Raw genomic sequence first — 21,658 nt, 5'->3', positions numbered from 1 at the left:
ACGCTCTCTTTTTGTACTGCTTGCGCTACAATTGCCGGTTTTGATTCAAGGTCTTCGCCATGCCTACGCTCAAACCTGTCATTACCATCGACGGCCCTTCCGCTTCCGGCAAGGGCACGGTGGCTGCCCTGGTGGCACAGCAGCTTGGGCTGCATTATCTGGATTCCGGCGCGCTGTACCGCCTCACGGCGCTGTACGCGCTGCGCGAAGGCGTAAGCTGGGAAGACGAACAAAACGTGGCGCGCCTGGCTGCGCAGCTGCCGGCTGCGTTTCACGACGGCAAGACCTGGCTGGGCGAGGCCGATGTCAGCGCAGCCATCCGTGCCGAAGATATCGGCATGGGCGCCTCGAAAGTGGCGGCATTGCCCGCCGTGCGTGCGGCACTGCTGACCCGCCAGCGCGATTTTCTGGTGCCGCCAGGCCTGGTAGCCGACGGCCGCGATATGGGCTCGGTGGTGTTTCCGCGGGCGGAATTGAAGGTTTTTCTGACTGCGTCGGCCCAGGTGCGCGCCGAACGTCGCTATAAGCAGTTGATCGCAAAAGGGGAATCTGCTAATCTCGTTCAGATTCAGCTGGATATTTCCGATCGTGACGCGCGCGACGCGGCACGGGCGGTTGCCCCGCTAAGACAAGAGCCGGATGCCCACTTGCTGGACACCTCGGACCTGACCATCGAACAAGCGGTGGCGCAGGTACTGTCGTGGTTCGGCAAGGCCCGTGGCACCGGCCATTAATTTTTTGTAAGCCGCCGTCTGTCATACCTTGCGCTGACGGCGTATGAAAAACCTAACCCCGCGTGACGCAAGGCATGCCTGAGAGTTACATCTGATGACTACCCTCGTTATGGATAGCTTCGCCGCCCTGTTCGAAGAGAGCCTGGCTCTGCAAGAAATGCGTGCTGGTGAAGTAATCACCGCTGAAGTCGTTGGCATCGATTCCAACTTCGTGACTGTTAACGCCGGTCTGAAGTCCGAATCCCTGATCCCGGTTGAAGAGTTTAAGAACGACAACGGCCAAGTTGAAGTTGCTATCGGCGATTTCGTTACTGTTGCGATCGACTCCCTGGAAAACGGCTTTGGCGAAACCAAGCTCTCCCGTGAAAAAGCCAAACGTCTGGCTGCATGGGTTGACCTGGAAGAGGCTCTGGAAGCTGGCAAGATCCTGTCCGGCGTTATCAGCGGCAAAGTCAAAGGTGGCCTGACCGTTATGGTTAACGGCATCCGCGCTTTCCTGCCGGGTTCCCTGGTTGACGTACGTCCGGTGAAAGACACCACCCCGTACGAAGGCAAAGAAGTTGAGTTCAAGGTTATCAAACTGGACCGCAAGCGTAACAACGTTGTTGTTTCCCGCCGCGCTGTTCTGGAAGAAACCCTGGGCGAAGAGCGCAAAGCGCTGCTGGAAACCCTGCGTGAAGGTGCCATCATCAAAGGTATCGTCAAGAACATCACCGACTACGGTGCGTTCGTTGACCTGGGCGGTATCGATGGTCTGCTGCACATTACCGACCTGGCATGGCGCCGTGTTAAGCATCCGTCCGAAGTTCTGGCCGTTGGCGACGAAGTAGAAGCCAAAGTCCTGAAGTTCGATCAGGAGAAAAACCGCGTATCCCTGGGCCTGAAGCAACTGGGCGAAGATCCGTGGGTGGGCCTGTCCCGTCGTTACCCGTCCGGCACCCGTCTGTTCGGCAAGGTAACCAACCTGACCGACTACGGCGCGTTCGTGGAAATCGAACAAGGCATCGAAGGCCTGGTACACGTGTCCGAAATGGACTGGACCAACAAGAACGTACACCCGTCCAAGGTTGTTCAGGTTGGCGACGAAGTAGAAGTGATGATCCTGGAAATCGACGAAGACCGTCGTCGTATCAGCCTGGGCATGAAACAGTGCCAGGCTAACCCATGGAACGAGTTCGCTGACAACTTCAAGAAAGGCGACAAGCTGAAAGGCGCGATCAAGTCGATCACCGATTTTGGCGTGTTCGTTGGCCTGCCTGGCGGTATCGACGGCCTGGTACACCTGTCCGACCTGTCCTGGAACGAAACCGGCGAAGACGCTGTGCGCAAGTTCAAGAAGGGTGACGAGGTTGAAGCCATCGTTCTGTCCATCGACGTGGAAAAAGAGCGTATCTCCCTGGGCATCAAACAGCTGGAAGGCGATCCGTTCAACAACTACGTAGCCATGAACGACAAAGGCGCGCTGGTTAAAGGTACCGTGAAGACCGTTGACGCCAAAGGCGCCGCCGTGACTCTGGACACCGACGTTGAAGGCTACCTGCGTGCTTCCGAACTGTCCCGCGACCGCGTTGAAGACGCTCGCTCGGTTCTGAAAGAAGGCGACGAAGTTGAGGCTGTGATCATCGCTGTTGATCGCAAGTCCCGTGCTATCAGCCTGTCTATCAAAGCCAAGGACGCTCAGGAAGAGAAAGCAGCCATGTCTGCTATCGGCGCTGGCGACTCCAACGTTTCCGCTGGTACCACCAGCCTGGGCGCACTGCTGAAGGCTAAACTGTCCGGCGGCAACGAATAAGTGATGGACATGACCAAATCTGAGCTTATAGCGAGGCTTGCCGAGCGTTATCCTCAGTTGGTCGCCAAAGATGCTGAGCTGGCTGTTAAAACCATTCTGGATGCAATGGCCAGCAGCTTGGCAAAAGGGCAGCGGATCGAAATCCGCGGTTTTGGTAGCTTCGATCTGAACTACCGTCCGCCGCGGATGGGCCGCAATCCCAAGTCTGGCTCCAGCGTTGTCGTTCCTGAGAAATACGTGCCTCACTTCAAGGCAGGTAAAGAACTGAGAGAGCGGGTTGATCTGACCGGTTCGAACGACTAAGCAGTTTTTTGCCTGTCCCAAAGCGCCGCAGCTTGTCTGCGGCGCTTTTTTTATCTGCGCTTTACTTGGGAGGGGTGTCGCTTTCGTTTAAACTTGCACCATTGCGACGATGCGAAAGCCCCCGATGCGTTATCTCTTCCGCTTGTTTGAGCTGCTCGTACTGGTACTGCTGATTGCCGTGACGGTGCAAAACAGCGCCGTGGTGGAATTCAAGCTGTTCTTTGGCCAGAGCTGGCAAGCCCCGCTCATTCTGCTGCTGCTGATTTTCTTTGTAGCAGGCGCCCTGATTGGCCTGGTGGCCACCTTTGCCTATTCCCTGCGCGTACGCCGCGAGCTGTCGCAGCTCAAGAAAGAGCTGCGCTCCCGTCAGGGCAGCAAGGTGGTGGTAGACCCCAGCGATGCCCTGGCCGACTAGGCCACCCTGTTTTTTGCTCCGAGGTTGAATTTTGGATATCGATTTGTGGTGGCTGTTACTGTTCCCGGCCTTTTTCGGTTTGGGATGGTTCGCCGCACGCGTAGACATGCGTGCAGTGCTGAAGCAGGCACGTGAAGTACCTGCCGGTTTTTATAAAGGCCTGGATGCGCTGGTTGATGACCAGACCGATGTGGCCGCGCGCTCGCTGTCCGAAGTGGCGCGTGCCCACCCGCACGCGCTGGAAGTGCAGCTCAGCCTGGGCAAGCTGTACCGCCGCCGTGGCGAGAATGACCGCGCCATCCGTCTGCACCAGCAGGTGCTGGAGCTGCCTGACCTGACGCGCGAGCAAAAAGCGCTGGTGCGCTTCGAGCTGTCGCAAGACTTTCACAAGGCAGGTCTGGTAGACCGTGCCGAAGAAATCCTGGTGAAGCTGCTGGATAGCCAGACCATGGGCCGCGCTGCGCGCGAGCAGTTGCTGTCCATCTACCAGCAAGACCGCGACTGGGCCAAAGCCATTGCCACCGCGCTGGAGCTGCGCAGCGATGCGCACAGCTTCCAGCACGAAGTGGCGCAGTTTTATTGCGAGCTGGCACAAGGGGCCTTGTACCAGTCTGATTTCGACAAGGCACGCGAAGCGGTGAAGAACGCCTTTGCGGCCAACCGTAAATGCGTGCGTGCCAGCATTCTGTTGGGCGATATCGAAACGGCACAGGGCCAGCACGAGGCTGCCATTGCCGCGTGGCAAGCCATCGAAAAGCAAAACTACGAATATCTGGCCATGGTGGCCGAGCGCCTGTTTGACGCCTACGAGGCGCTGGGCAAGCCGCAGGAAGGCATTGCGCTACTGCGCGGCTATCAGCGCACCTTCTCGCAGCTGGAGCTCACCGACCTGCTGTACCAGAAGGTGGCCACCTACGAAGGCGAAGCCCGTGCGCTGGAAGCTGCCCGCGAGGCGGTACACGCCCGTCCGAGCCTGCTGGGGGTTTACCGCCTGGTGGAATCGCAGATGGACGAGCTCAGTACCGAAGGCCGCCTGGACGCCGAAGTAGCACGTGCGCTGATCATGAAGCACGCACAGCGCCTGACCGTACACCGTTGCAAACGCTGCAACTTCCGCTCGCGGGCCTTCTTCTGGCATTGCCCCGCCTGCGGTGAGTGGGAAAGCTTTACGCCTAACCGCTCCGAAAACCACTGAACCGAATACGCGACAAGAAAGACAGGAAAACATGAACCCGTTAATGGCACATGGCTTTGCGGCCAACGTTAATTCGCCGGTACTGGTGGCGCTTGATTTTGCCACCGCAGACGCCGCACTGGCCTTTGCTTCCCGTCTGGACCCCTCGCAGTGCCGCCTCAAGGTAGGCAAGGAACTGTTTACCGCCGCTGGCCCCCAGCTGCTGGAGCAGCTGGCCGCACGCGGCTTCCAGGTGTTTCTGGACCTGAAGTTCCACGACATCCCCAACACCGTGGCGCACGCCTGCAAAATGGCCGCCGAAGCCGGTGTGTGGATGGTGAACGTGCACGCCAGTGGCGGCCGCCGCATGATGGAGGCTTCGGCCGAAGCACTGGCACAGTACAGCCAGCGCCCGCTGCTGATTGCCGTGACCGTGCTCACCAGCATGGACGCAGCCGACCTGATGGAAATCGGCATTACCGTGCCGCCACAAGAGCACGTGTTGCGCCTGGCACGCCTTACCCGCGATAGCGGCCTGGATGGCGTAGTGTGCTCGGCACAGGAGGCCGGCGTACTGAAAGCCGAGCTGGGCCAGGGCTTCAAGTTGGTAACGCCGGGCATCCGCCTGGCCGATAGCGCCGCCGACGACCAGCGCCGCGTGATGACGCCGGTCGCCGCGCTGCAAGCCGGTTCCGACTACCTGGTGATCGGCCGCCCCATCACCCGTGCCGACGACCCGCTGATGGTGCTGAACAAGATCAATGCTGATATCCAGGCCTACCAGGCCAGTCTGGCCTGAGCCGAGGTAGCCCATGACCCTGATGCAACAGCTGGGCCTGAGCCCGGAAGACCTGACCCGCCGCCTTGCCGATAGCCGTGTGCTGGTGGTGGGCGATGTGATGCTGGACCGCTACTGGTTTGGCGACGTATCGCGCATTTCGCCCGAAGCCCCGGTGCCGGTGGCCAAGATCGCTCGCATGGAAGAGCGTGCCGGTGGTGCGGCCAACGTGGCGCGCAATATTGCCAGCCTGGGCGGCAAGGCGACCATCCTGTCCGTGGTAGGCGACGACGAAGCCGCTACCGCGCTGACACGTCTGATGGAAAGCGATGGCATTACCCCGTCGTTCAAGCGCGACCCCGGTATTTCCACCACCATCAAACTGCGTGTGGTGGCGCGGCAGCAGCAGCTGATCCGCCTGGATTTCGAAGACGCGCCCAGCCACGAGATTCTGGCCGACAAGCTGGACGACTACGCTGCCATCGTGGCCGAACACGACGTGGTGATCCTGTCCGACTACGGCAAAGGCGGCCTGACCCATGTAAGCCGCATGATCGAACTGGCGCGCGCCGCCGGCAAACCGGTACTGATCGACCCCAAAGGCGACGATTACAGCAAGTACGCCGGCGCCACGCTGCTCACGCCTAACCGTAGCGAGTTCAAGCAGGTAGCTGGCAGCTGGCAGAACGACGAGCAGCTGGCCAGCAAGGCACAGGCGCTGCGCAGCCAGCTGCAGCTGGACGCGCTGCTGGTGACGCGCAGCGAAGAGGGCATGACGCTCTATCGTGAAGCGGGTGCCGTGCACGAGCCCACGCTGGCGCAAGAGGTGTACGACGTGTCCGGCGCAGGCGATACCGTTATTGGCACCCTGGGTCTGATGTTGGCCGCAGGGCTGGACATGCCGCGGGCCATGCGCCTGGCCAATGCCGCAGCCGGTATTGTGGTGGCCAAGCTGGGCACCGCCGTGTGCCACCAGCGCGAGCTGTTTGCCTTGTAACCACCCTGTTTAGCAAGGAGCGGATGATGGCCTGGTACGAGCAAGTGCTGCAGTTCTGGTTCGGGGGCAGCAGCGATGACATGCTGGCCCTGCCACGTGATGCCTGGTTCAAGAAAGACCCGGTGTTCGACGGCATCATCCGCGAGCGGTTTGCCCCTTTGCTGGCCCAGTTGGCCGCCGGCACGCTGCAGCACGACGCCAGCGACGCGCGCCAGGTGCTGGCCTGGCTGATCGTGGCCGACCAGTTTCCGCGCAACCTGTACCGAGGCCAGGCGCAGGCTTTTGCCACCGATGCGCAGGCTTTGGCAGCCAGCCATGCCGCGCTGGCGGCGCGGCTGGATATCCGGCTGCCGCCGGTGGCGCGCTGGTTTGTTTACCTGCCGCTGGAACACAGCGAGCAGCTGGCCGACCAGGAAGCATCCGTGCGCTGCTTCGAGAGCCTGCCGCAGGGCAGCCCGGGGCGCGACAATTTAATCGATTTTGCCCGGCGGCATCACGAGATCGTCGCCCGTTTCGGCCGTTTCCCGCACCGCAATGCGGCGCTGGGGCGGCCGTCTACCCAGGACGAGCTGTCATTTCTGGCCCAGCCAGGCAGCGCCTTCTGAACGCATACAAGGAACAAGCATGACTATCGTGGTTACCGGCGCGGCCGGCTTTATCGGCTCCAATATCGTGAAGGCGCTGAACGCGCGTGGCGAAACCGACATCCTGGCGGTGGACAACCTCAGCAAGGGTGACAAGTTCGTGAACCTGGTGGGCTGCGAAATCAGCGACTACCTGGACAAGCAAGACTTCATCAGCCTGATCGGCAGCGGCGATTTCGATGGCGAAATCACCGCCATCCTGCATCAGGGTGCCTGCTCCGACACCATGAACCACGACGGCAAGTACATGATGGAGAACAACTACCAGTACACGCTGGAGCTGTTCGAATTCTGCCAGGCCGAGGAAATCCCTTTCCTGTACGCCAGCAGCGCCGCCACTTACGGCAAGGGCACCACCTTCAAGGAAGACCGCCAGTTTGAAGGCCCGCTGAACGTATACGGTTACTCCAAGTTCCTGTTCGACCAGATCCTGCGCCGCCGCATGGCCGAAGGCCTGACCGCGCAAGTGGCCGGCTTCCGCTACTTCAATGTGTACGGCCCGCAAGAGCAGCACAAAGGCCGCATGGCTTCGGTGGCGTTCCACAACTTCAACCAGTACCGTGAAACCGGCAAGGTCAAGCTGTTTGGTGGCTACGACGGCTACGCTGACGGCACCCAGAGCCGCGATTTCGTGTCGGTAGAAGACGTGGTGAAGGTGAACCTGTACTTCCTGGACAACCCGGACAAGAGCGGCATCTTCAACCTGGGCTCCGGCCGCGCGCAGCCCTTCAACGACGTGGCCGTGGCCACCGTCAACGCCTGCCGTCGCCACGAAGGCAAACCGGCACTGACGCTGCCGGAGCTGGTAGAGCAGGGCATTCTGGAATACATCGACTTCCCGGACGCACTGAAAGGCAAGTACCAGAGCTTCACCCAGGCCGATATCGGCAAGCTGCGCAGCGCCGGTTACAGCGATGCCATGCTCACCGTAGAGCAGGGCGTAGACCGCTACGTGGACTGGCTGATGAGCCGATGAGCCGACACGCCGCCCTGCCGGTACGCGTAGCCGCCCGTTTGCTGCTGCGCAATCCCGATGGCGCGGTGTTGCTGTTCCCCTATCGGCCGCCCGCTCTGGGCGGCCGTATTGCTTACTGGTTCACCCCCGGTGGTGGCGTGCACGCAGGCGAAAGCCTGGCCGAGGCCGCCTGCCGCGAGTGCCGGGAGGAAACCGGCTACCCGCTGGCTGACCCCGGCGAGTCACTGGCGCGGCGGCAGTTTGCCATGCGCCTGCCGGATGGCCGCGAGGTATGGGCCGACGAGCATTACTTTCATGTGCGGGTTGGCCGCATCGCCTTGCTGCAAGACGGCTGGAGCGAGCAGGAGCAGGCCAGCATGGGGGCAGGGCGCTGGTTTGACAGTGCAGCGTTGGCCGCCGCGCCACAGCCGGTTTTCCCCGAGCACCTGCCGGCCATCCTGGCCGCCGCCGATGCGCGCGACGCACAAGCCACCCGGCATGACGTGCGCGATGGCGACACGCTTTTGCCCAAAAAATGAGCATTACTGTTGTATGGCGGCGATAGCTGATAACATCAGGCTATTGAAATAGCCAGGATTGTAAAGCCATGAAATGCCCCTTCTGCGGCTGCGCCGATACCCAGGTGGTAGATTCCCGCGTCAGCGAAGACGGCAGCAGCATACGTCGCCGCCGCCGCTGCACCAGCTGCGACAAGCGCTTTACAACCTTTGAAACCGCCGAAGTGCGCATGCCGCAAGTAGTGAAAACCGGCGGCCATCGCACCGAGTTCGACGTGGAAAAGGTACGCACCAGTTTCCTGCGCGCGCTGCACAAGCGCCCGGTGTCCACCCCGCTGGTAGACGACGCCATCAACCGCATCAGCCAGCGCCTGCTGCAGCTGGGCGAGCGCGAGGTGTCCAGCCGCTATATCGGCGAAATGGTGATGAACGAGCTGGCCAAGCTGGATAAAGTGGCCTACGTGCGCTTTGCCTCGGTGTACAAGAGCTTCCAGGATATTTCCGAGTTCACCGACGCCATCGAGGAAATACAGGGCAAAGGCTAAGGCCGGCCCAGGCCGTAGTGGCCGCCATGGCGCGGTGAACTAGACAACCCTGCCCTGCGCGGCAGGGTTTTTCATGGGCGCTACGTGCAGGAGGGCAGGGCGTGCGTCTTTTGCCACAGCCGGCTAGCGCGCTGGGTGCCATGGTGCGCATCACACGCGCCGCTGCCTGCACAGGCTTGACGCTGGCTTGCGGCCAACCTTAGTCTGTGGGCTCGCAGTTCCATAAGAAAGCCTGACATGACCTCCCCGATTACCCTTCGCCCGCTTGACCCTGCCGACGCCGATGCGCTGTTTGCCCTGGTAGACAGCAGCCGCGACAGCCTGTCGCAGTGGCTGCCCTGGGTGGATACCACCCGCAGCCCCGCCGATTCGCTTACCTTTATCCAGCATACCCAAGCCGAGCGTGACGCTGGCCGTGTGTACACCTGGCTGATCGTGGCCGACGGCCAGCCCGCCGGTGTGTGCGACCTGCACGGCGTGAGCCTGCTGAACCTGCACGGCTCCGTAGGCTACTGGCTGGCCGACGCCTACGTTGGCCGCGGCTACCTGCCACAGGCACTGGCTCAGGTGCTGCATACCGCGTTTGCCGAGCTGGGCTTGAACCGTGTGGATATCGTGAGCGCGGCAGCCAACCTGCGCAGCTGCGCGGTGGCCGAGCGTAGCGGCTTTACCCAGGAAGGTGTGCTGCGCGGCTATCTGCGCATCCGCGAGCGCTTCTGGGATGCCCGCATCTACAGCTTGCTCGCCGCCGACTGGCGTAGCGCGCAAGGCCAGGCATGATGAGCACGGCGCTGGACTTGCAGCCGCAAGACTACCAATACATGCAGCAGGCGCTGCGCCTGGCTGCCGCCGCTACCCGTCGTGCCGCGCCCAACCCCGGTGTAGGCTGCGTGCTGGTGCGCGACGGCCAGATCATTGGCGAGGGCGCTACCCTGCGTGTCGGCGGCGACCACGCCGAAATCCAGGCCATCAAGGACTGCTACGCCCGGGGCCACAGCCCCGCCGGTGCTACCGCCTACGTCACGCTGGAGCCGTGCAGCCATTACGGCCGTACCCCGCCATGCGCCGAGCGGCTGATCAAGGAAAACATCGGCCGCGTGGTGGCCGCCATGGTGGACCCGTACCACGAGGTGGCCGGGCGTGGCATTGCCATGCTCAACGCGGCCGGTATCCCCGCCGTAGCGGGCTGCCTGCAAGCCGAGGCGCAGCAGGTACACCGTGGCTTCCTGTCGCGCGTTACACGCCAGCGCCCTTGGGTCACGCTGAAAGCCGCCGCCACGCTGGATGGCAAGACAGCGCTGCTGAATGGCGTCAGCCAGTGGATTACCGGCCCCGACGCCCGCCTGGATGTGCAGCAGCTGCGTGCGGCCAACTGCGCCATCCTCACCGGCAGTGGCACCGTGCTGGCCGACGACCCGCAGCTGACCGTGCGCGAGGTGGCCGTGCCGCGCCAGCCGCTGCGCGTGGTGGTAGACAGCCGCCTGGCCACGCTGCCAGCGGCGCGCATTTACGATACCGCCGTGGCGCCCACCTTGCTGGTCACCACGGTGGCCGATAGCCAGCAGCACGCGCCGTATCTGGCGCGCGGCGTACAAATACGCGTGTTGCCTGCGCCAGATCAGCACGTTGACCTGGCTGCGCTGTTACAAAGCCTGGCGGCCGATGGCATTAACCAGCTGATGGTAGAAGCCGGCGCCGGCCTGAACGGCGCGCTGGCACAAGCCGGGTTGGTAGACGATATCGTGCTCTATCTGGCGCCCTATCTGGCCGGCGATGCGGCACGCGGGCTGTTTGCCTGGCCTGCGCTGCAGTCGCTGGATGACAAGCTGCCGCTGCACATCAGCGACACCCGCATGGTTGGCCGCGACCTGCGCCTGACCTTGCAGCCTAACCCTAACCTGAGCTAAGCCCCGCATGCTGCTGACCGAACACACGCTGTACCGCCTGGCCCACGCCACCTTGCTGGCGCTGGGCTCCAACAATGAAGAAGCCGATGTGGTGGCGCAGCACCTGGTGGCGGCCAACCTGAAAGGCCACCCCAGCCACGGCGTGGGCATGCTGCCTTTCTATGTGGACAGTGTGCGCAATGGTACTTTGCAGCCGGGTGAACCGGCCTGGCTGCTGAACGACAGCGGGGCGATTCTGCAATTTGACGGCGAGCGTGGCTACGGCCAGCGCGTGGTGCGAGAGGCAGTGGACGCCGCTATCGAGCGCGTCGCCCACACTGGCATCGTGCTGCTGACCGTGCGTAACAGCCACCATATGGGCCGCATCGGCAGCTACGGCGAGCAGGTGGCTGCGGCGGGTAAAGTCGGGCTGTTTTTTGTCAACGTGACAGACTTTCCCCAGCCGCTGGTGGCGCCGTTCGGTGGCTCCGCAGCGCGCTTTGGCACCAACCCGCTGTGCGTGGCGTTTCCGGCGGGCGAGCGCGAGCCGGCCTTCATCCTCGATTTTGCCACCAGTATGGTGGCCTACGGCAAAACGCGCGTGGCCTACCTGGCAGGCAAGACCTTTGATGAAGAAGTCATGCTGGACGCCGCCGGCCTGCCCACGGCCAACCCAGCCGCTATGCATGAGCAGCCTACCGGGGCGCTGCGCCCCATCGCGGCACACAAGGGCGGTGGCTTGGTGGCGGCTATCGAGTTCCTGGCCGGTTTGCTGTCGGGCGGCGGTACGCTGCAGCCGGGCAATGCCCGCCTGGGCGGTATTGTGAACAACCTGACCGCCATCATCATCGACCCGGAGGCCGTCGCCGACGTGAGCTGGCTGCGCGAGGAGTACGATGCCATGGCGGCCTATATCCGCAGCTCGCCGCCCCCCGCCGGGCAGCTGCCGCTGATGCTGGCGGGCGAGCCGGAGCGCCAGCGCGCTGCCGAAGCAGCGCAGCAGGGAGTGGAGATGTCGGATAATGAATGGGCCGCCATCCTGGCTGCTGCGCGCAGCGCAGGCGTGGCCACCCCCGAGCTGCTGTAAGGAAGCCACATCATGCCTCAGGATAAAATGGACGATGCGCTGGACGCGTATCTGCGCCTGCTGGACAGCAAGGGCGCGGGGGCCGAGGTGGTGGCCTATCGCCGCCGTATCCTGGCGCGGCTGAACCAGATCCTGCGCAGCCAGCGCGGCGGGGCCGATATCTACCGCGCCGCGGTAGATGCCCTGCTGTCGCTATGCCCGCCAGACGACCGCGCCGGCGCCATGACAGCGGCGCGCGAGTATTACTATTTCTGGCTGGATGACGTTAAAAAGCTGGCCGCGCTCAATGCCCGCGACGGTTTTACCACCCACCATATCCGGCTACCGGCGCACGGCAGTTTTGAAAGCCTGCAACAGCGCATGGTGAGCGAAGGCTTCAGCCGCTACCCGCCGTCGCTGGACATCTACCTGGGGCAGCTGTACGAGCTGGGTTCGGACGAGGGCATGCTGGCCGAGCGCGGTGACCTGATTCGCCCGCTGCTCTACCTGCTGCATGGCCACCCGCACCACCCGGACAGCTTCCGCACCGCCATCGACGCCATGCTGCTGCACCTGGGCGATAGCCAGGCACGTGATACCTTTCTGGCCATTGCGCGCGAGTTTTTCTACTACTGGATATCGTTCCCGGACGCCGACGTGCGCGCCACCCCGCGCCCTGGCTGAGCCGGCCACCGTCCGAACAGACAATTGCCGCGCAGCGCGGCAGCAGGCATCATCGCAGCCTTGATTACCCAAGGTGCCTGCCATGACCCATTCCGCCTACCTGCAGCTGGAAACCGCCTTTACCCGCCTGTACCGCTATCAGCATCTGGCCGCCATGGCCGGCTGGGACCAAGCTGCCATGATGCCCGCCAAAGGTAACGATGCCCGCGCCGCCGCCATGGCCGAGCTGCAGGTGCTGATGCACCACACGTTGACCGACCCGGCCTTGACCCCGCTGTTTGATGCCGCCGCCAGCGAAGCGCTGGCACCGGTACAGCAAGCCAGCCTGCGCGAAATGCGCCGCGAGTGGCAAAACGCCAACTTGCTGCCAGCCAGCCTGGTCGAAGCCAAGAGCCTGGCCGGTAGCCGCTGCGAACACGCCTGGCGCAGCCAGCGCAAGGCCAACGACTGGCAAGGTTTCCTGCAGAACTTCCGCGAGGTGGTCAAGCTGTCGCGCGAGGAAGCGCAATACCTGTCCGACGCCACCGGCGTATCGCGCTACGACGCGCTGATGAACCTGTACGAGCCGGGTATGAACAGCGCCGAAGTGCAGCGCATTTTCGACGACGTGAAAAGCTGGCTGCCAGGCCTGATCCGCGACACCATGCACAAGCAGGCCGGCGAACACGTACAGCAAGCGCAGGGGCCGTTTGCCATTGAGGCACAGCGTGCGCTGGGCATCGAAGTGATGGGCTTGCTCGGTTTTGATTTTGACGCCGGCCGCCTGGACGTATCGGTACACCCTTTCTGCGGAGGCGTGGCCGAAGACGTGCGCATTACCACCCGCTACCGTGAAGATGACTTCGTGCAAAGCCTGATGGGCATCGTGCACGAAACCGGCCACGCCCGTTACGAACAAGGCTTGCCGCGCGAGCTGGCGCACCTGCCCGTGGGCCATGCCCGCTCCATGGGCATACACGAAAGCCAGAGCCTGTCGTTTGAAATGCAGCTGGGCCGCAACCCGGCTTTCCTGCAGCTGATTGCCCCGCTGGTGAAAAAGCACCTGGGCGACCAGCCAGCCTTCGATGCGGCCAACCTGGGCCTGCTGTACAGCCGCGTACGCCCCGGCTATATCCGCGTGGATGCCGACGAGCTGACGTATCCAGCGCATGTGATTTTGCGTTTCGAGATCGAGCGTGCCCTGATCGAAGGCGAGATCGAGGCCGAAGACATTCCGGCGCTGTGGGACGAAAAGATGATGGCCTATCTGGGGGTAGATACCCGTGGCAATTACCAGAATGGCTGCTTGCAGGATATCCACTGGACCGACGGTAGCTTTGGTTACTTCCCCAGCTATACCCTGGGTGCCATGTACGCAGCACAGTACTTTGCTACCTTGCGCCAGCAATACCCGGACCTGGATAGCCGTATTGCCGCAGGCGACCTGGCACCGGTATTCGATTGGCTGCAGGCCAATATCTGGCAGCAAGCCAGCCTGTGGAGTACGCCGGAGCTGGTACGCCGCGCCACGGGCGAAGGCCTGAACCCTGCGCATTTCCGTGCACATTTGCAGGCGCGCTATCTGGGCTGAACCTGCCGGATGGGCCAGGATAGGTGGTGGCAGATTATGCTGACATCGCTGGTCTGAATGGAATAATACCCCGCATAAATGGCTTCCAAGGAAGTTATGCGGGGTATTTTACATGTGCCGATTTATAAGGCGGCTCTCTCATAAGAAGCATATATATCGAAATATAAGAAGATGTGATGCCACTATTTCACCCTTGCAGGTTTAGCAGTATAAATCTTGGGAAGGGGCGTTGCGACGCGCCCGGATATCATAAAAACATTATCAGGCGGGGCTGACCTTGGTGTGTGCCGCTGCCTGACAGGGGAAAAACATGTCGACGGGGCAGCAAGCTTTGGCACCATACGACATCGAAAAGGTGCTGTTTCATAGCCTGGATGTGATTCCCATCCCGGCGCTGGTGTCCAGCTCGGACCCGGCACTGGAGGGCAAGCGCAACCATCTGTTCATCAACAAGGCATTCCTGCAGCAGATTGGCTACACCGCCGAGGAAATGCCCGATATGCTCAGCTGGTTCCAGCTGGCGTATCCCGACCCCATTTATCGACAGCAGATCACCCGTGAATGGCAGCAGGCGGTGGAAGATAGCCTGGCACGCGGTGAAAACGTGGCCGAGACCAGTGCCATGGTGCGCTGCAAAAACGGTGAACGGCGCTGGTTTATCGTGGCAGCCCAGATCAAGGCCGATGTGTTGCCATCCTGGCATATCGTTACGTTTCGCGACGTGCACGACCTGCATTGCATGGTGGAAGAAAACCGCCGTCTGTCCATTACCGACCCGTTGACCCAGCTCGCCAACCGCCGGGAAGCCCAGATGCAGCTGGAGCTGGCGCGCAATGCCTTTTTGCACCGTGACCAGCCATTTACCGTACTGCTGTGCGATATAGACCACTTCAAGGCGCTGAACGACCGCTTCGGCCACAGCTGTGGTGACGAGGCGCTCTGCCTGCTGGCCGCTACTTTGCAAGCCTGCGCACGCCAGGGCGACTGCGTGGCCCGCTGGGGCGGTGAAGAGTTTTTGCTGCTGCTCCCTGCTACTGCTTTGGCCGGTGCCATCACCATGGCGCAGCGTATCCGCACGCTGGTATCCCAGATTGCCCTGCCGTGGGAAAACGCGCCCATGTTGAGCGTGAGCATAGGCTGCGCCACCATGATGCCGGAGCTTACGCTGGACAGCCTGATCCAGCAGGCTGATATGGCGCTGTATCGTGCCAAGGCTGCCGGGCGCAACTGCGTGATGGCCTGATTGTCGGCGCTTAGGGGTAGAGAACAGCTGCCTGGCGTGGTTGCTCAAACAAAAAACCTGCTTGTGGTGCAAGCAGGTTTTTTGTTTGTGTGGCTAGGGTCAGTCTGGCCGTTTAAGCAGTAGCAAGCCAAGCACACCGATGCCCAGCTCCAGTAGCAAGTAGACCAGCAGCAGGGTATTGGGCAGGCCATCGATCAGGAGGCTGACCACGCGACCAATCGCCAGCCCCAGCATGAACACCACCAGGCTCAGCAAGGCTGCCTGGCGCAAACCGGCGCGCAGCGCGCCCATTACCCAGAACAGTGCCAGCGCCAGGTACAGGCCCGTGATGGCGCGAAAAATGTGAAAACCGTTAACGCTATCTACCTGCAGGCCAAATAGCTCGCCCAAGCTTTGTTGTGGTGCCAGGCCGTAGGACAGTGCAATGGGCACCAGGCCGATAGCGGTACTGATCAGAAATAGCTGCCGCACATTCATGGATTAACCCTCTGTGTATTGTTATCTGGCATTGATTGCCTGCGGGCAGGGCGCCATGCCGTACCGCGGCAAGCCAGTATCGGCAGGCTGTAAAGACAAGGTCAATGCGGGGTTTTATTGCCATGACAGCCTGGCTTATCCGGCGTGTTGCTTGCCGGACACAATACGCTGCATAGGCCACCGGGCAAGCACTTGGCCGCGTGGGGGCGCGGCCGGATGGGGTAAAGGGTCAGTGATGGCGGCACTGTGCGGCCAACTCGCCTACAGTACGCAGCGCGCTGGTAAAGCGGTCGTCCAGCGGCTGGCAGCAGGAGATGCGCAGCGCGTTGCGGTAGCGGCCGCTAGGCGAGTACAGCGGGCCGGGCGAGATGCTGATGCGCTCGTGAATGGCCAGGTCGAACAGGCGCACGGTGTCGTAGCCTTCCGGTAGCTCTACCCAGATCAGAAACCCGCCGCTGGGGTGGGTGGCGCGGGTACCGGGGGGAAAGTGCTCGGCAATCATGGCGCGTACTTTGTCCACGTGCAGGGTGTAGCGTCGTTTCAGCGAGCGCAGGTGGTGGTCGTAGCCGCCCGACTCCAGAAACGCCCCCAGCGTTTCGCACAGCACCAGGGGCTCGGCAATCGAGCTGGCGAACTTCAGCTTCTTGATCTCTGCGCCAAAACGTCCGCCTTCCAGCCAGCCCACGCGAAAGTCCGGTGCCAGCGTCTTGGTGTAGCTGGCACACACGATGACCCAGCCGCCCTGGTCGTAGGCTTTTACCGCCGGCTGCAGGGCGTCGCCAAACTGCAGCTCGGCGTATAGCGCATCTTCGATCAGTGGTACTTCATGGCGGTTTACCAGCGCGGCCAACCTTTTCTTGTTGTCGGTAGACATGCTGCAGCCCAGCGGGTTGTGCACATTGGGCATGGCTACCACCGCTTGCACCCGTTTTTCTGTCAGCAGCATTTCCAGTGCATCCAGTGACAGACCGTGCTGCGGGTCGGTGGGAATCTCGACCGCCTTCAGCCCCAGGCTGGCAAACAGCGGCAGCAAGTTGAAGTAGGTGGGCGACTCGATACCTACCGTATCGCCGTGGCGGCACACCGCGCGTAGCGCCAGCTGCAGGGCTTCCATGGCACCGTGGGTGAGAATGATGTTGTCGGCTTGCAGCGCCATACCCAGCTCCAGCCCGCGCCGCGCTATCTGGGTGCGCAGCCGCTCGGAGCCCGGTGGCAGGGCGTAGTTGCTCACTAGCCCCGGGTTTTTGCGTAGTACCTGGCCCATCAGCCGGGCCAGCTTGCCGGCCGGGTAGAAGTCGCCGCCGCGCGGGCAGGCCAGTGCCATGTCGATATAGCCTGGCGTCTGCTGTGCCTGCAGCGCGGCGCCAATCAGGTCCAGCACCGCGCCGTCGGTGCCTTGCGCCGGGCCAGCCTCGCGCAGCGCGCCACGTGCAGGCGAGGCCAGCCGTGCTTTCACGTAATAACCGGACTGTGGCCGCGCCTCTACCAAGCCACGGTCTTCCAGTACGCGGTAGGCGGCCACCACGGTATTGAGCGACAGCTGGCGGCTGTGCGCCGTCTTGCGTACCGACGGCAGGCGCGAGCCGGGGGGCAGGGTGCCGCGGTTGATGGCGCTGGACAGGTCGTCGGCCAGTTGCTGGTACAGGGTGCTGGTTTCCATGGCGGGCTCGCGGGTGTGACAGTAGGGTGGAGAAAGCAAGGTGACAGTGCTATGCCGCAACAAACTGTCACCATGACAATGATAAATTCTTGGCTCTGTCACCGGCAAGCGGCTTTCTCTACGATAGCCCTGTACCCACCACAGGAGGCTGCCATGCTGACCTTGCCACTACTGAGTTATGTTTCGCTGATGTCCATCACGCCCGGCCCCAATAACCTGATGTTGGCCGCATCGGGCGTGAATTTCGGTTTTCGCCGCAGCCTGCCGCACCTGCTGGGTATCAGCATTGGCCATGGTGTGCAGGTGCTGGTGGTGGCCTTGCTGCTGGGTTGGGTGATGGCATTATTGAACCACTGGCGCGTGCTGCTCAGCCTGGTGGGCTGCGGCTATCTGTTCTGGCTATCGTGGCAGGTGTGGCTGGCCGGTGCGCCAGAGGCCAGGCAGGCCGTCACGCCCATGCGCTTTCTGGGTGCGGCGGCGTTTCAGTGGGTGAACCCCAAAGCCTGGGTGATGGTGGTGAATACCAGCCTGCTGTTTCTACCGGCTGCGGCGGGCTGGCAGCAAGCGCTGGCGCTGGCCGGGCTGTGTGCGCTGATCAACTTTCCCTGCATCTGCCTGTGGGCGGCGCTGGGGGACGGGCTGCGCCGCACCCTGAGCCAGCCGCGCGCGCGCAGGCTGTTTAATGGCGTGATGGCGGGGCTGATGGCCGCCACGGCAGCCTGGCTATTGTGGGACGAACTGACGTTGGCAAAGGTACTGTAAATGACACAAAAAATACTGGGTTTGCTGGGCGGCATGAGCTGGGAATCCACCGTGCACTATTACAGCCATATCAACCGCTGCGTGCGTGATGCCAAAGGGGGCCTGCACTCGGCGCGCTTGCTGCTGCACAGTCTCGATTTTGACACCATCGCCACCCTGCAGGGGCAGGGAGACTGGGCGGCGGCGGCGCAGCTGCTGGGCCAGGCGGGCAAAGGGTTGGCCGCAGCCGGTGCCGGCGCGCTGGTGATCTGTACCAACACCATGCACAAGGTGGCGGATGAGGTGGCTGATCTGGCCGGTATCCCGCTGCTGCACATTACCGATCCCACCATCGCCGCGCTGCAGGGCGCAGGTATCACACGGGTAGGCTTGCTCGGCACCCGCTTCACCATGGAGGACGACTTTTATCGCGCCCGCCTGCAAGCGGCAGGCTTGCAGGTGTACGTGCCAGGTGCACCAGACCGCGCGGAAGTACATCGCGTGATTTTTGACGAGCTATGCCAGGGGCAGGTATTGGCAGACTCGCGCCAGCGCTATCTGGCCATTATCGAATCGTTGCAAGCTGATGGTGCACAAGCGGTGATTCTGGGCTGTACCGAAATCGCCATGCTGATTGGCCCGGTCGATACCCGTTTGCCCTTGTTTGATACCGCACAGCTACACGCCGACGCCGCTGCGGCCTGGCTCATGCAAGCCTGAGCCGGATTGCACTCGTATTTTCTAGCTATTTACCCATAATGTAAGCAGTCATCATGCAATGTTTCGTTATCGAAAGGCTGGAGTGCGATGCGTGTTTCTTCTTGTCTGGCCGCTGGCATGCTGTTCGGCAGTATGGCCTGGACACAGGCCGCGCCGGTGCTGACGGTGTGCGCCGAGCCCTGGCCCCCGTTTATCGATAGTGGCAATGGCAAGCCTGCCGAGGGCCTGGTACCCGAGGTGTTGGGCAGGGTGGCCACGGCGCAGCCCGTGCGGCTGAAATATGTGTTCAAGGCGGCTGCAGCGTGCCTGCGCCTTGCCAGACAAGGCCAGGTAGATGTACTGGCCTTTGCTAGCGCGGCAGACAGCCCGCCGGGCTGGGTGCAAACCCGCCAGCCGCTGGTGTTCTGGGTACTCAGTGCGTGGGTACCGGCCCATAGCCCGCTGCAAAGCTTCGATGGGCTGGACATGTTTCGCGGCCAACGTGTGGGCTGGGTGGCAGCCTACGACTACCCTGCCGTGCTGAAAGCCCATACCGACTGGCGCCGGGTAGACGTGCTGGATACCCAGCGCGGTATCCAGATGCTGGCTGGTGGCCGCGTAGACGTGGTGTTTGACGACGCACTGGCGGCAGAAGGCGTAGCCGAGCACTTCCGGCAAAGGGTAAAGCGCCTTAGCCCCTTGCTGGCCAGTGTCAGCCAGCCGCTTAGCCTGCGCCCGGGGCTGGAGGCGCTGCGCGACGGGGTAGACGTCGAAGCCGCCCTGCTACGCAAGCATGGCCAGCTAGCGTATTTTTATCAGCAGCATTTTGGCACCAGCCTGCCGCAGGTGGTGCCAGCCGCACAATGAGCAGGGCATGGCTGGCCAGGCTGTTCGTACCTGCCCGCCTTACAGGCGGTAGCTTTTTACTTCCTGGTCCAGCACGCTGGCCAGTGTGTTCAGATGTTCGGCCAGGTCGGTCACGCTGTGGGCGGCACTGGCGTTTTCTTCAGACATCTGCGCGACGGTTTCCACCTGCTGCGCAATACTGTTGGCCGCCGCGCCTTGCTCGCGGATGGCACTGGCAATTTCCCCCACCACGCCTTTGTTATCGTCGGCAGCCTGGGCGATTTCCTGCATGGTCAGGCGGGCGCGCTCGGTTTCCTGTACCCCGCTTTCCACGCTGCTGACGGCGCGGTTTACCCCGGCGGCGGCGTCGTCGGATTTGCCTTGCATGGTGTTGATCATCTGGGCGATTTCGGTGGTGGAGCTAGCGGTGCGCTCGGCCAGCTTGCGCACCTCGTCTGCCACCACGGCAAAGCCCCGCCCCATTTCGCCGGCACGCGCGGCCTCGATGGCAGCGTTCAGCGCCAGCAGGTTGGTCTGGTCGGCTACATCGCGGATCACGTTGATCACGCTATGGATGGCATTGGTCTGCTGGTTTAGCGCCTGCATGTGGGTGGACACGTCGCGTACCGAGCCTGCCATGCTCAGGATGGTGCCGTTGCTGCTTTCTATCACCTGCTCGCCGTGGCGTGCCTTGTGGCCGGTATCCTGTGCCAGGGTATTGGCTTCTTGTGTGCGGTCGGCCACGTGGTTGATGCTGACGGTAATCTGCTCCAGTGCCGCCGCCATGGACGACGCCGACTGGCTCTGCGCGGCCGAGCCGCTGGCCACCTGTGCGGCGGCGCTGGCCAGATTGGCCGCCGCCGAGGCCACGTCGGTAGACGATGCCGCCACGCGCTGCATGCTGGTGTGCAGACGGCTGGCCAGCTGGTTGAAGTGGCGCAGCAGGCCGCCCATTTCGTCGTCGTGGCGAATCTGGCAGCGGCGCGACAGGTCCAGATGCTCGGTCATGTCAGCAATATCGCTGGCCGCATCGTTGATGCTGCCCACAATCTGGCGGTAGGTGCGTACAGCAATGATGATCAGCGCCAGCAGGGCCACCCCGGCGGTGATGGCCAGCCATAACAGGGCATTGTGTTCGGCGTCTTTGAGTTGCTGGTGCGCGTCGCGGCCCACCTGCTTGTTGTACTCGATGGCTTTCAGCGCGGTATCACGCACCTGCAGGAAATCGCTACGGTTACTGTTCAGGATGTTTTCTGCATTGGCCAGGTCATGCGCCTTGAAGGCGGCCAGCACCTGGTCGTAGGTCTGATTGGTACGGGCTACCCCGCTACGGAATGCGTCCAGCAGCTGTTTATCCGTGCTGTCACTAGCCAGCGCTTCGTAGCTTTGCAGATTACGGTCTACCTGCTGGCGGTAGTCCTGGTAGGCCACCACGATGGCGTCCTGGGTCGCAGCTTCTTCGGTGGCGACCAGGCTGAGCAAGGCGGCGCGTTGTTGCACAAAGTTCAAGCTGGCCGTACCCAGTAGCTCGATGCCGGGCACGACATCTTCGGCGATAACGGCTGATTTTTCTTTGATACTGGCCAGCTGCACGAAGGCAATCAGCAAAATGGTGGCAAAGGCCGCAACAGCAACCAGCGTTTGTAATTGCAAGCGGGTGGCAATCTTCATGAAACACCTCTAACCGGTTAGGTGGGTTGATCTTGGTTTGAGTTGTGCTGTGATGTGGCTGGGGCAAGCCGCCCTTGGCTGGTCATGGCAGGTGTGCGCCGTCAGTCTGAGTGTGTTGGCATGGCCAACACAATCAAACCTTATAGCAAAGCCATTTAATTTTAATGTGTAATTTATAGATATTGGCGGATCTTATAGCAAGATGACATGTTGCGTTGCGTCAAGTTCATAGCGCTTTCGTGCTCCATAACAAAAAAACC

The 21,658-nt window shown here is 62.0% G+C and carries 23 protein-coding genes; 20 read left to right on the top strand and 3 right to left on the bottom strand.

Annotated features, from left to right (window positions below):
- Window positions 1–59: 59 nt before the first annotated feature.
- The 17 genes from cmk to ACZ9XP_RS13440 all read left to right on the top strand — a co-directional run bounded on the left by cmk (window position 60) and on the right by ACZ9XP_RS13440 (window position 15,304).
- Window positions 60–734, top strand: a complete 675-nt coding sequence (cmk, locus tag ACZ9XP_RS13520) for a (d)CMP kinase (RefSeq protein WP_465188592.1) — start codon at window positions 60–62, stop codon at window positions 732–734.
- Window positions 735–843: 109 nt separating this feature from the next.
- Window positions 844–2,526, top strand: coding sequence for a 30S ribosomal protein S1 (gene rpsA, locus ACZ9XP_RS13515; protein WP_017509947.1), 1,683 nt, complete (start codon window positions 844–846; stop codon window positions 2,524–2,526).
- 9 nt (window positions 2,527–2,535) lie between these two features.
- Entirely contained in the window at window positions 2,536–2,829 is a 294-nt protein-coding gene (locus ACZ9XP_RS13510) for an integration host factor subunit beta (RefSeq protein ID WP_026108145.1), read from the top strand.
- Window positions 2,830–2,953: 124 nt separating this feature from the next.
- Window positions 2,954–3,244, top strand: coding sequence for a lipopolysaccharide assembly protein LapA domain-containing protein (locus ACZ9XP_RS13505; RefSeq protein ID WP_147689196.1), 291 nt, complete (start codon window positions 2,954–2,956; stop codon window positions 3,242–3,244).
- Between the two features lie 31 nt (window positions 3,245–3,275).
- Window positions 3,276–4,439 carry a lipopolysaccharide assembly protein LapB gene (lapB, locus tag ACZ9XP_RS13500; protein ID WP_147689197.1) on the top strand — a complete coding sequence of 388 codons (1,164 nt, stop codon included), beginning with the start codon at window positions 3,276–3,278 and terminating at the stop codon, window positions 4,437–4,439.
- Window positions 4,440–4,470: 31 nt separating this feature from the next.
- Entirely contained in the window at window positions 4,471–5,217 is a 747-nt protein-coding gene (gene pyrF, locus ACZ9XP_RS13495; RefSeq protein ID WP_147689198.1) for an orotidine-5'-phosphate decarboxylase, read from the top strand.
- 13 nt (window positions 5,218–5,230) lie between these two features.
- Window positions 5,231–6,193 (top strand): D-glycero-beta-D-manno-heptose-7-phosphate kinase, encoded by a 963-nt coding sequence (gene rfaE1, locus ACZ9XP_RS13490; RefSeq protein ID WP_147689199.1) that lies wholly within the window; start codon window positions 5,231–5,233, stop codon window positions 6,191–6,193.
- Window positions 6,194–6,219: 26 nt separating this feature from the next.
- On the top strand, window positions 6,220–6,798 hold the full coding sequence (locus tag ACZ9XP_RS13485) for a DUF924 family protein (RefSeq protein WP_147689200.1): 579 nt from the start codon (window positions 6,220–6,222) through the stop codon (window positions 6,796–6,798).
- 19 nt (window positions 6,799–6,817) lie between these two features.
- The gene (gene rfaD, locus ACZ9XP_RS13480; protein WP_147689201.1) at window positions 6,818–7,813 is read left to right on the top strand and encodes an ADP-glyceromanno-heptose 6-epimerase; all 996 of its coding nucleotides are present in this window, start codon (window positions 6,818–6,820) and stop codon (window positions 7,811–7,813) included.
- On the top strand, window positions 7,810–8,331 hold the full coding sequence (locus ACZ9XP_RS13475) for an NUDIX domain-containing protein (RefSeq protein WP_147689202.1): 522 nt from the start codon (window positions 7,810–7,812) through the stop codon (window positions 8,329–8,331). The genes rfaD and ACZ9XP_RS13475 overlap by 4 nt, the downstream gene beginning before the upstream one ends.
- Before the next feature lie 68 nt (window positions 8,332–8,399).
- A complete protein-coding gene (gene nrdR / locus ACZ9XP_RS13470; protein WP_017509956.1) occupies window positions 8,400–8,855 on the top strand; it encodes a transcriptional regulator NrdR in 456 nt (151 codons plus the stop codon).
- A gap of 237 nt (window positions 8,856–9,092) precedes the next feature.
- Window positions 9,093–9,635 (top strand): GNAT family N-acetyltransferase, encoded by a 543-nt coding sequence (locus ACZ9XP_RS13465; RefSeq protein ID WP_147689204.1) that lies wholly within the window; start codon window positions 9,093–9,095, stop codon window positions 9,633–9,635.
- Complete coding sequence (ribD, locus tag ACZ9XP_RS13460; RefSeq protein WP_465188591.1) at window positions 9,635–10,762, top strand: bifunctional diaminohydroxyphosphoribosylaminopyrimidine deaminase/5-amino-6-(5-phosphoribosylamino)uracil reductase RibD; 1,128 nt, start codon at window positions 9,635–9,637, stop codon at window positions 10,760–10,762. Before ACZ9XP_RS13465 ends, ribD begins: the two co-directional genes overlap by 1 nt.
- Before the next feature lie 7 nt (window positions 10,763–10,769).
- Window positions 10,770–11,828 carry a malate/lactate/ureidoglycolate dehydrogenase gene (locus ACZ9XP_RS13455; RefSeq protein WP_465188590.1) on the top strand — a complete coding sequence of 353 codons (1,059 nt, stop codon included), beginning with the start codon at window positions 10,770–10,772 and terminating at the stop codon, window positions 11,826–11,828.
- A 12-nt stretch (window positions 11,829–11,840) separates the two neighbouring features.
- On the top strand, window positions 11,841–12,491 hold the full coding sequence (locus ACZ9XP_RS13450; protein ID WP_147689207.1) for a hypothetical protein: 651 nt from the start codon (window positions 11,841–11,843) through the stop codon (window positions 12,489–12,491).
- An 82-nt stretch (window positions 12,492–12,573) separates the two neighbouring features.
- Window positions 12,574–14,061 (top strand): carboxypeptidase M32, encoded by a 1,488-nt coding sequence (locus ACZ9XP_RS13445; RefSeq protein ID WP_465188588.1) that lies wholly within the window; start codon window positions 12,574–12,576, stop codon window positions 14,059–14,061.
- 310 nt (window positions 14,062–14,371) lie between these two features.
- Entirely contained in the window at window positions 14,372–15,304 is a 933-nt protein-coding gene (locus tag ACZ9XP_RS13440; RefSeq protein WP_465188587.1) for a sensor domain-containing diguanylate cyclase, read from the top strand.
- Between the two features lie 99 nt (window positions 15,305–15,403).
- Here ACZ9XP_RS13440 and ACZ9XP_RS13435 read toward each other — a convergent pair whose 3' ends face one another.
- Window positions 15,404–15,781: a DUF4345 domain-containing protein gene (locus ACZ9XP_RS13435; RefSeq protein ID WP_147689209.1), complete on the bottom strand. Its 378-nt coding sequence runs from the start codon at window positions 15,779–15,781 to the stop codon at window positions 15,404–15,406.
- 229 nt (window positions 15,782–16,010) lie between these two features.
- Window positions 16,011–17,441, bottom strand: a complete 1,431-nt coding sequence (locus ACZ9XP_RS13430) for an aminotransferase-like domain-containing protein (protein ID WP_147689210.1) — start codon at window positions 17,439–17,441, stop codon at window positions 16,011–16,013.
- A 153-nt stretch (window positions 17,442–17,594) separates the two neighbouring features.
- Between ACZ9XP_RS13430 and ACZ9XP_RS13425 the strand changes: the two genes are divergently transcribed.
- The 3 genes from ACZ9XP_RS13425 (at window position 17,595) to ACZ9XP_RS13415 (ending at window position 19,748) form a co-directional block, all read left to right on the top strand.
- Window positions 17,595–18,203 (top strand): LysE family translocator, encoded by a 609-nt coding sequence (locus tag ACZ9XP_RS13425; RefSeq protein ID WP_465188586.1) that lies wholly within the window; start codon window positions 17,595–17,597, stop codon window positions 18,201–18,203.
- Window positions 18,204–18,902: an aspartate/glutamate racemase family protein gene (locus ACZ9XP_RS13420; protein WP_465188585.1), complete on the top strand. Its 699-nt coding sequence runs from the start codon at window positions 18,204–18,206 to the stop codon at window positions 18,900–18,902.
- Window positions 18,903–18,989: 87 nt separating this feature from the next.
- A complete protein-coding gene (locus tag ACZ9XP_RS13415) occupies window positions 18,990–19,748 on the top strand; it encodes a substrate-binding periplasmic protein (RefSeq protein ID WP_465188584.1) in 759 nt (252 codons plus the stop codon).
- A gap of 39 nt (window positions 19,749–19,787) precedes the next feature.
- Here ACZ9XP_RS13415 and ACZ9XP_RS13410 read toward each other — a convergent pair whose 3' ends face one another.
- Window positions 19,788–21,398 (bottom strand): HAMP domain-containing methyl-accepting chemotaxis protein, encoded by a 1,611-nt coding sequence (locus ACZ9XP_RS13410; RefSeq protein ID WP_147689214.1) that lies wholly within the window; start codon window positions 21,396–21,398, stop codon window positions 19,788–19,790.
- Window positions 21,399–21,658 lie beyond the last annotated feature (260 nt).

Source organism: Vogesella perlucida (assembly GCF_979366545.1).
This window is presented reverse-complemented; position numbering and strand designations above follow the sequence as displayed.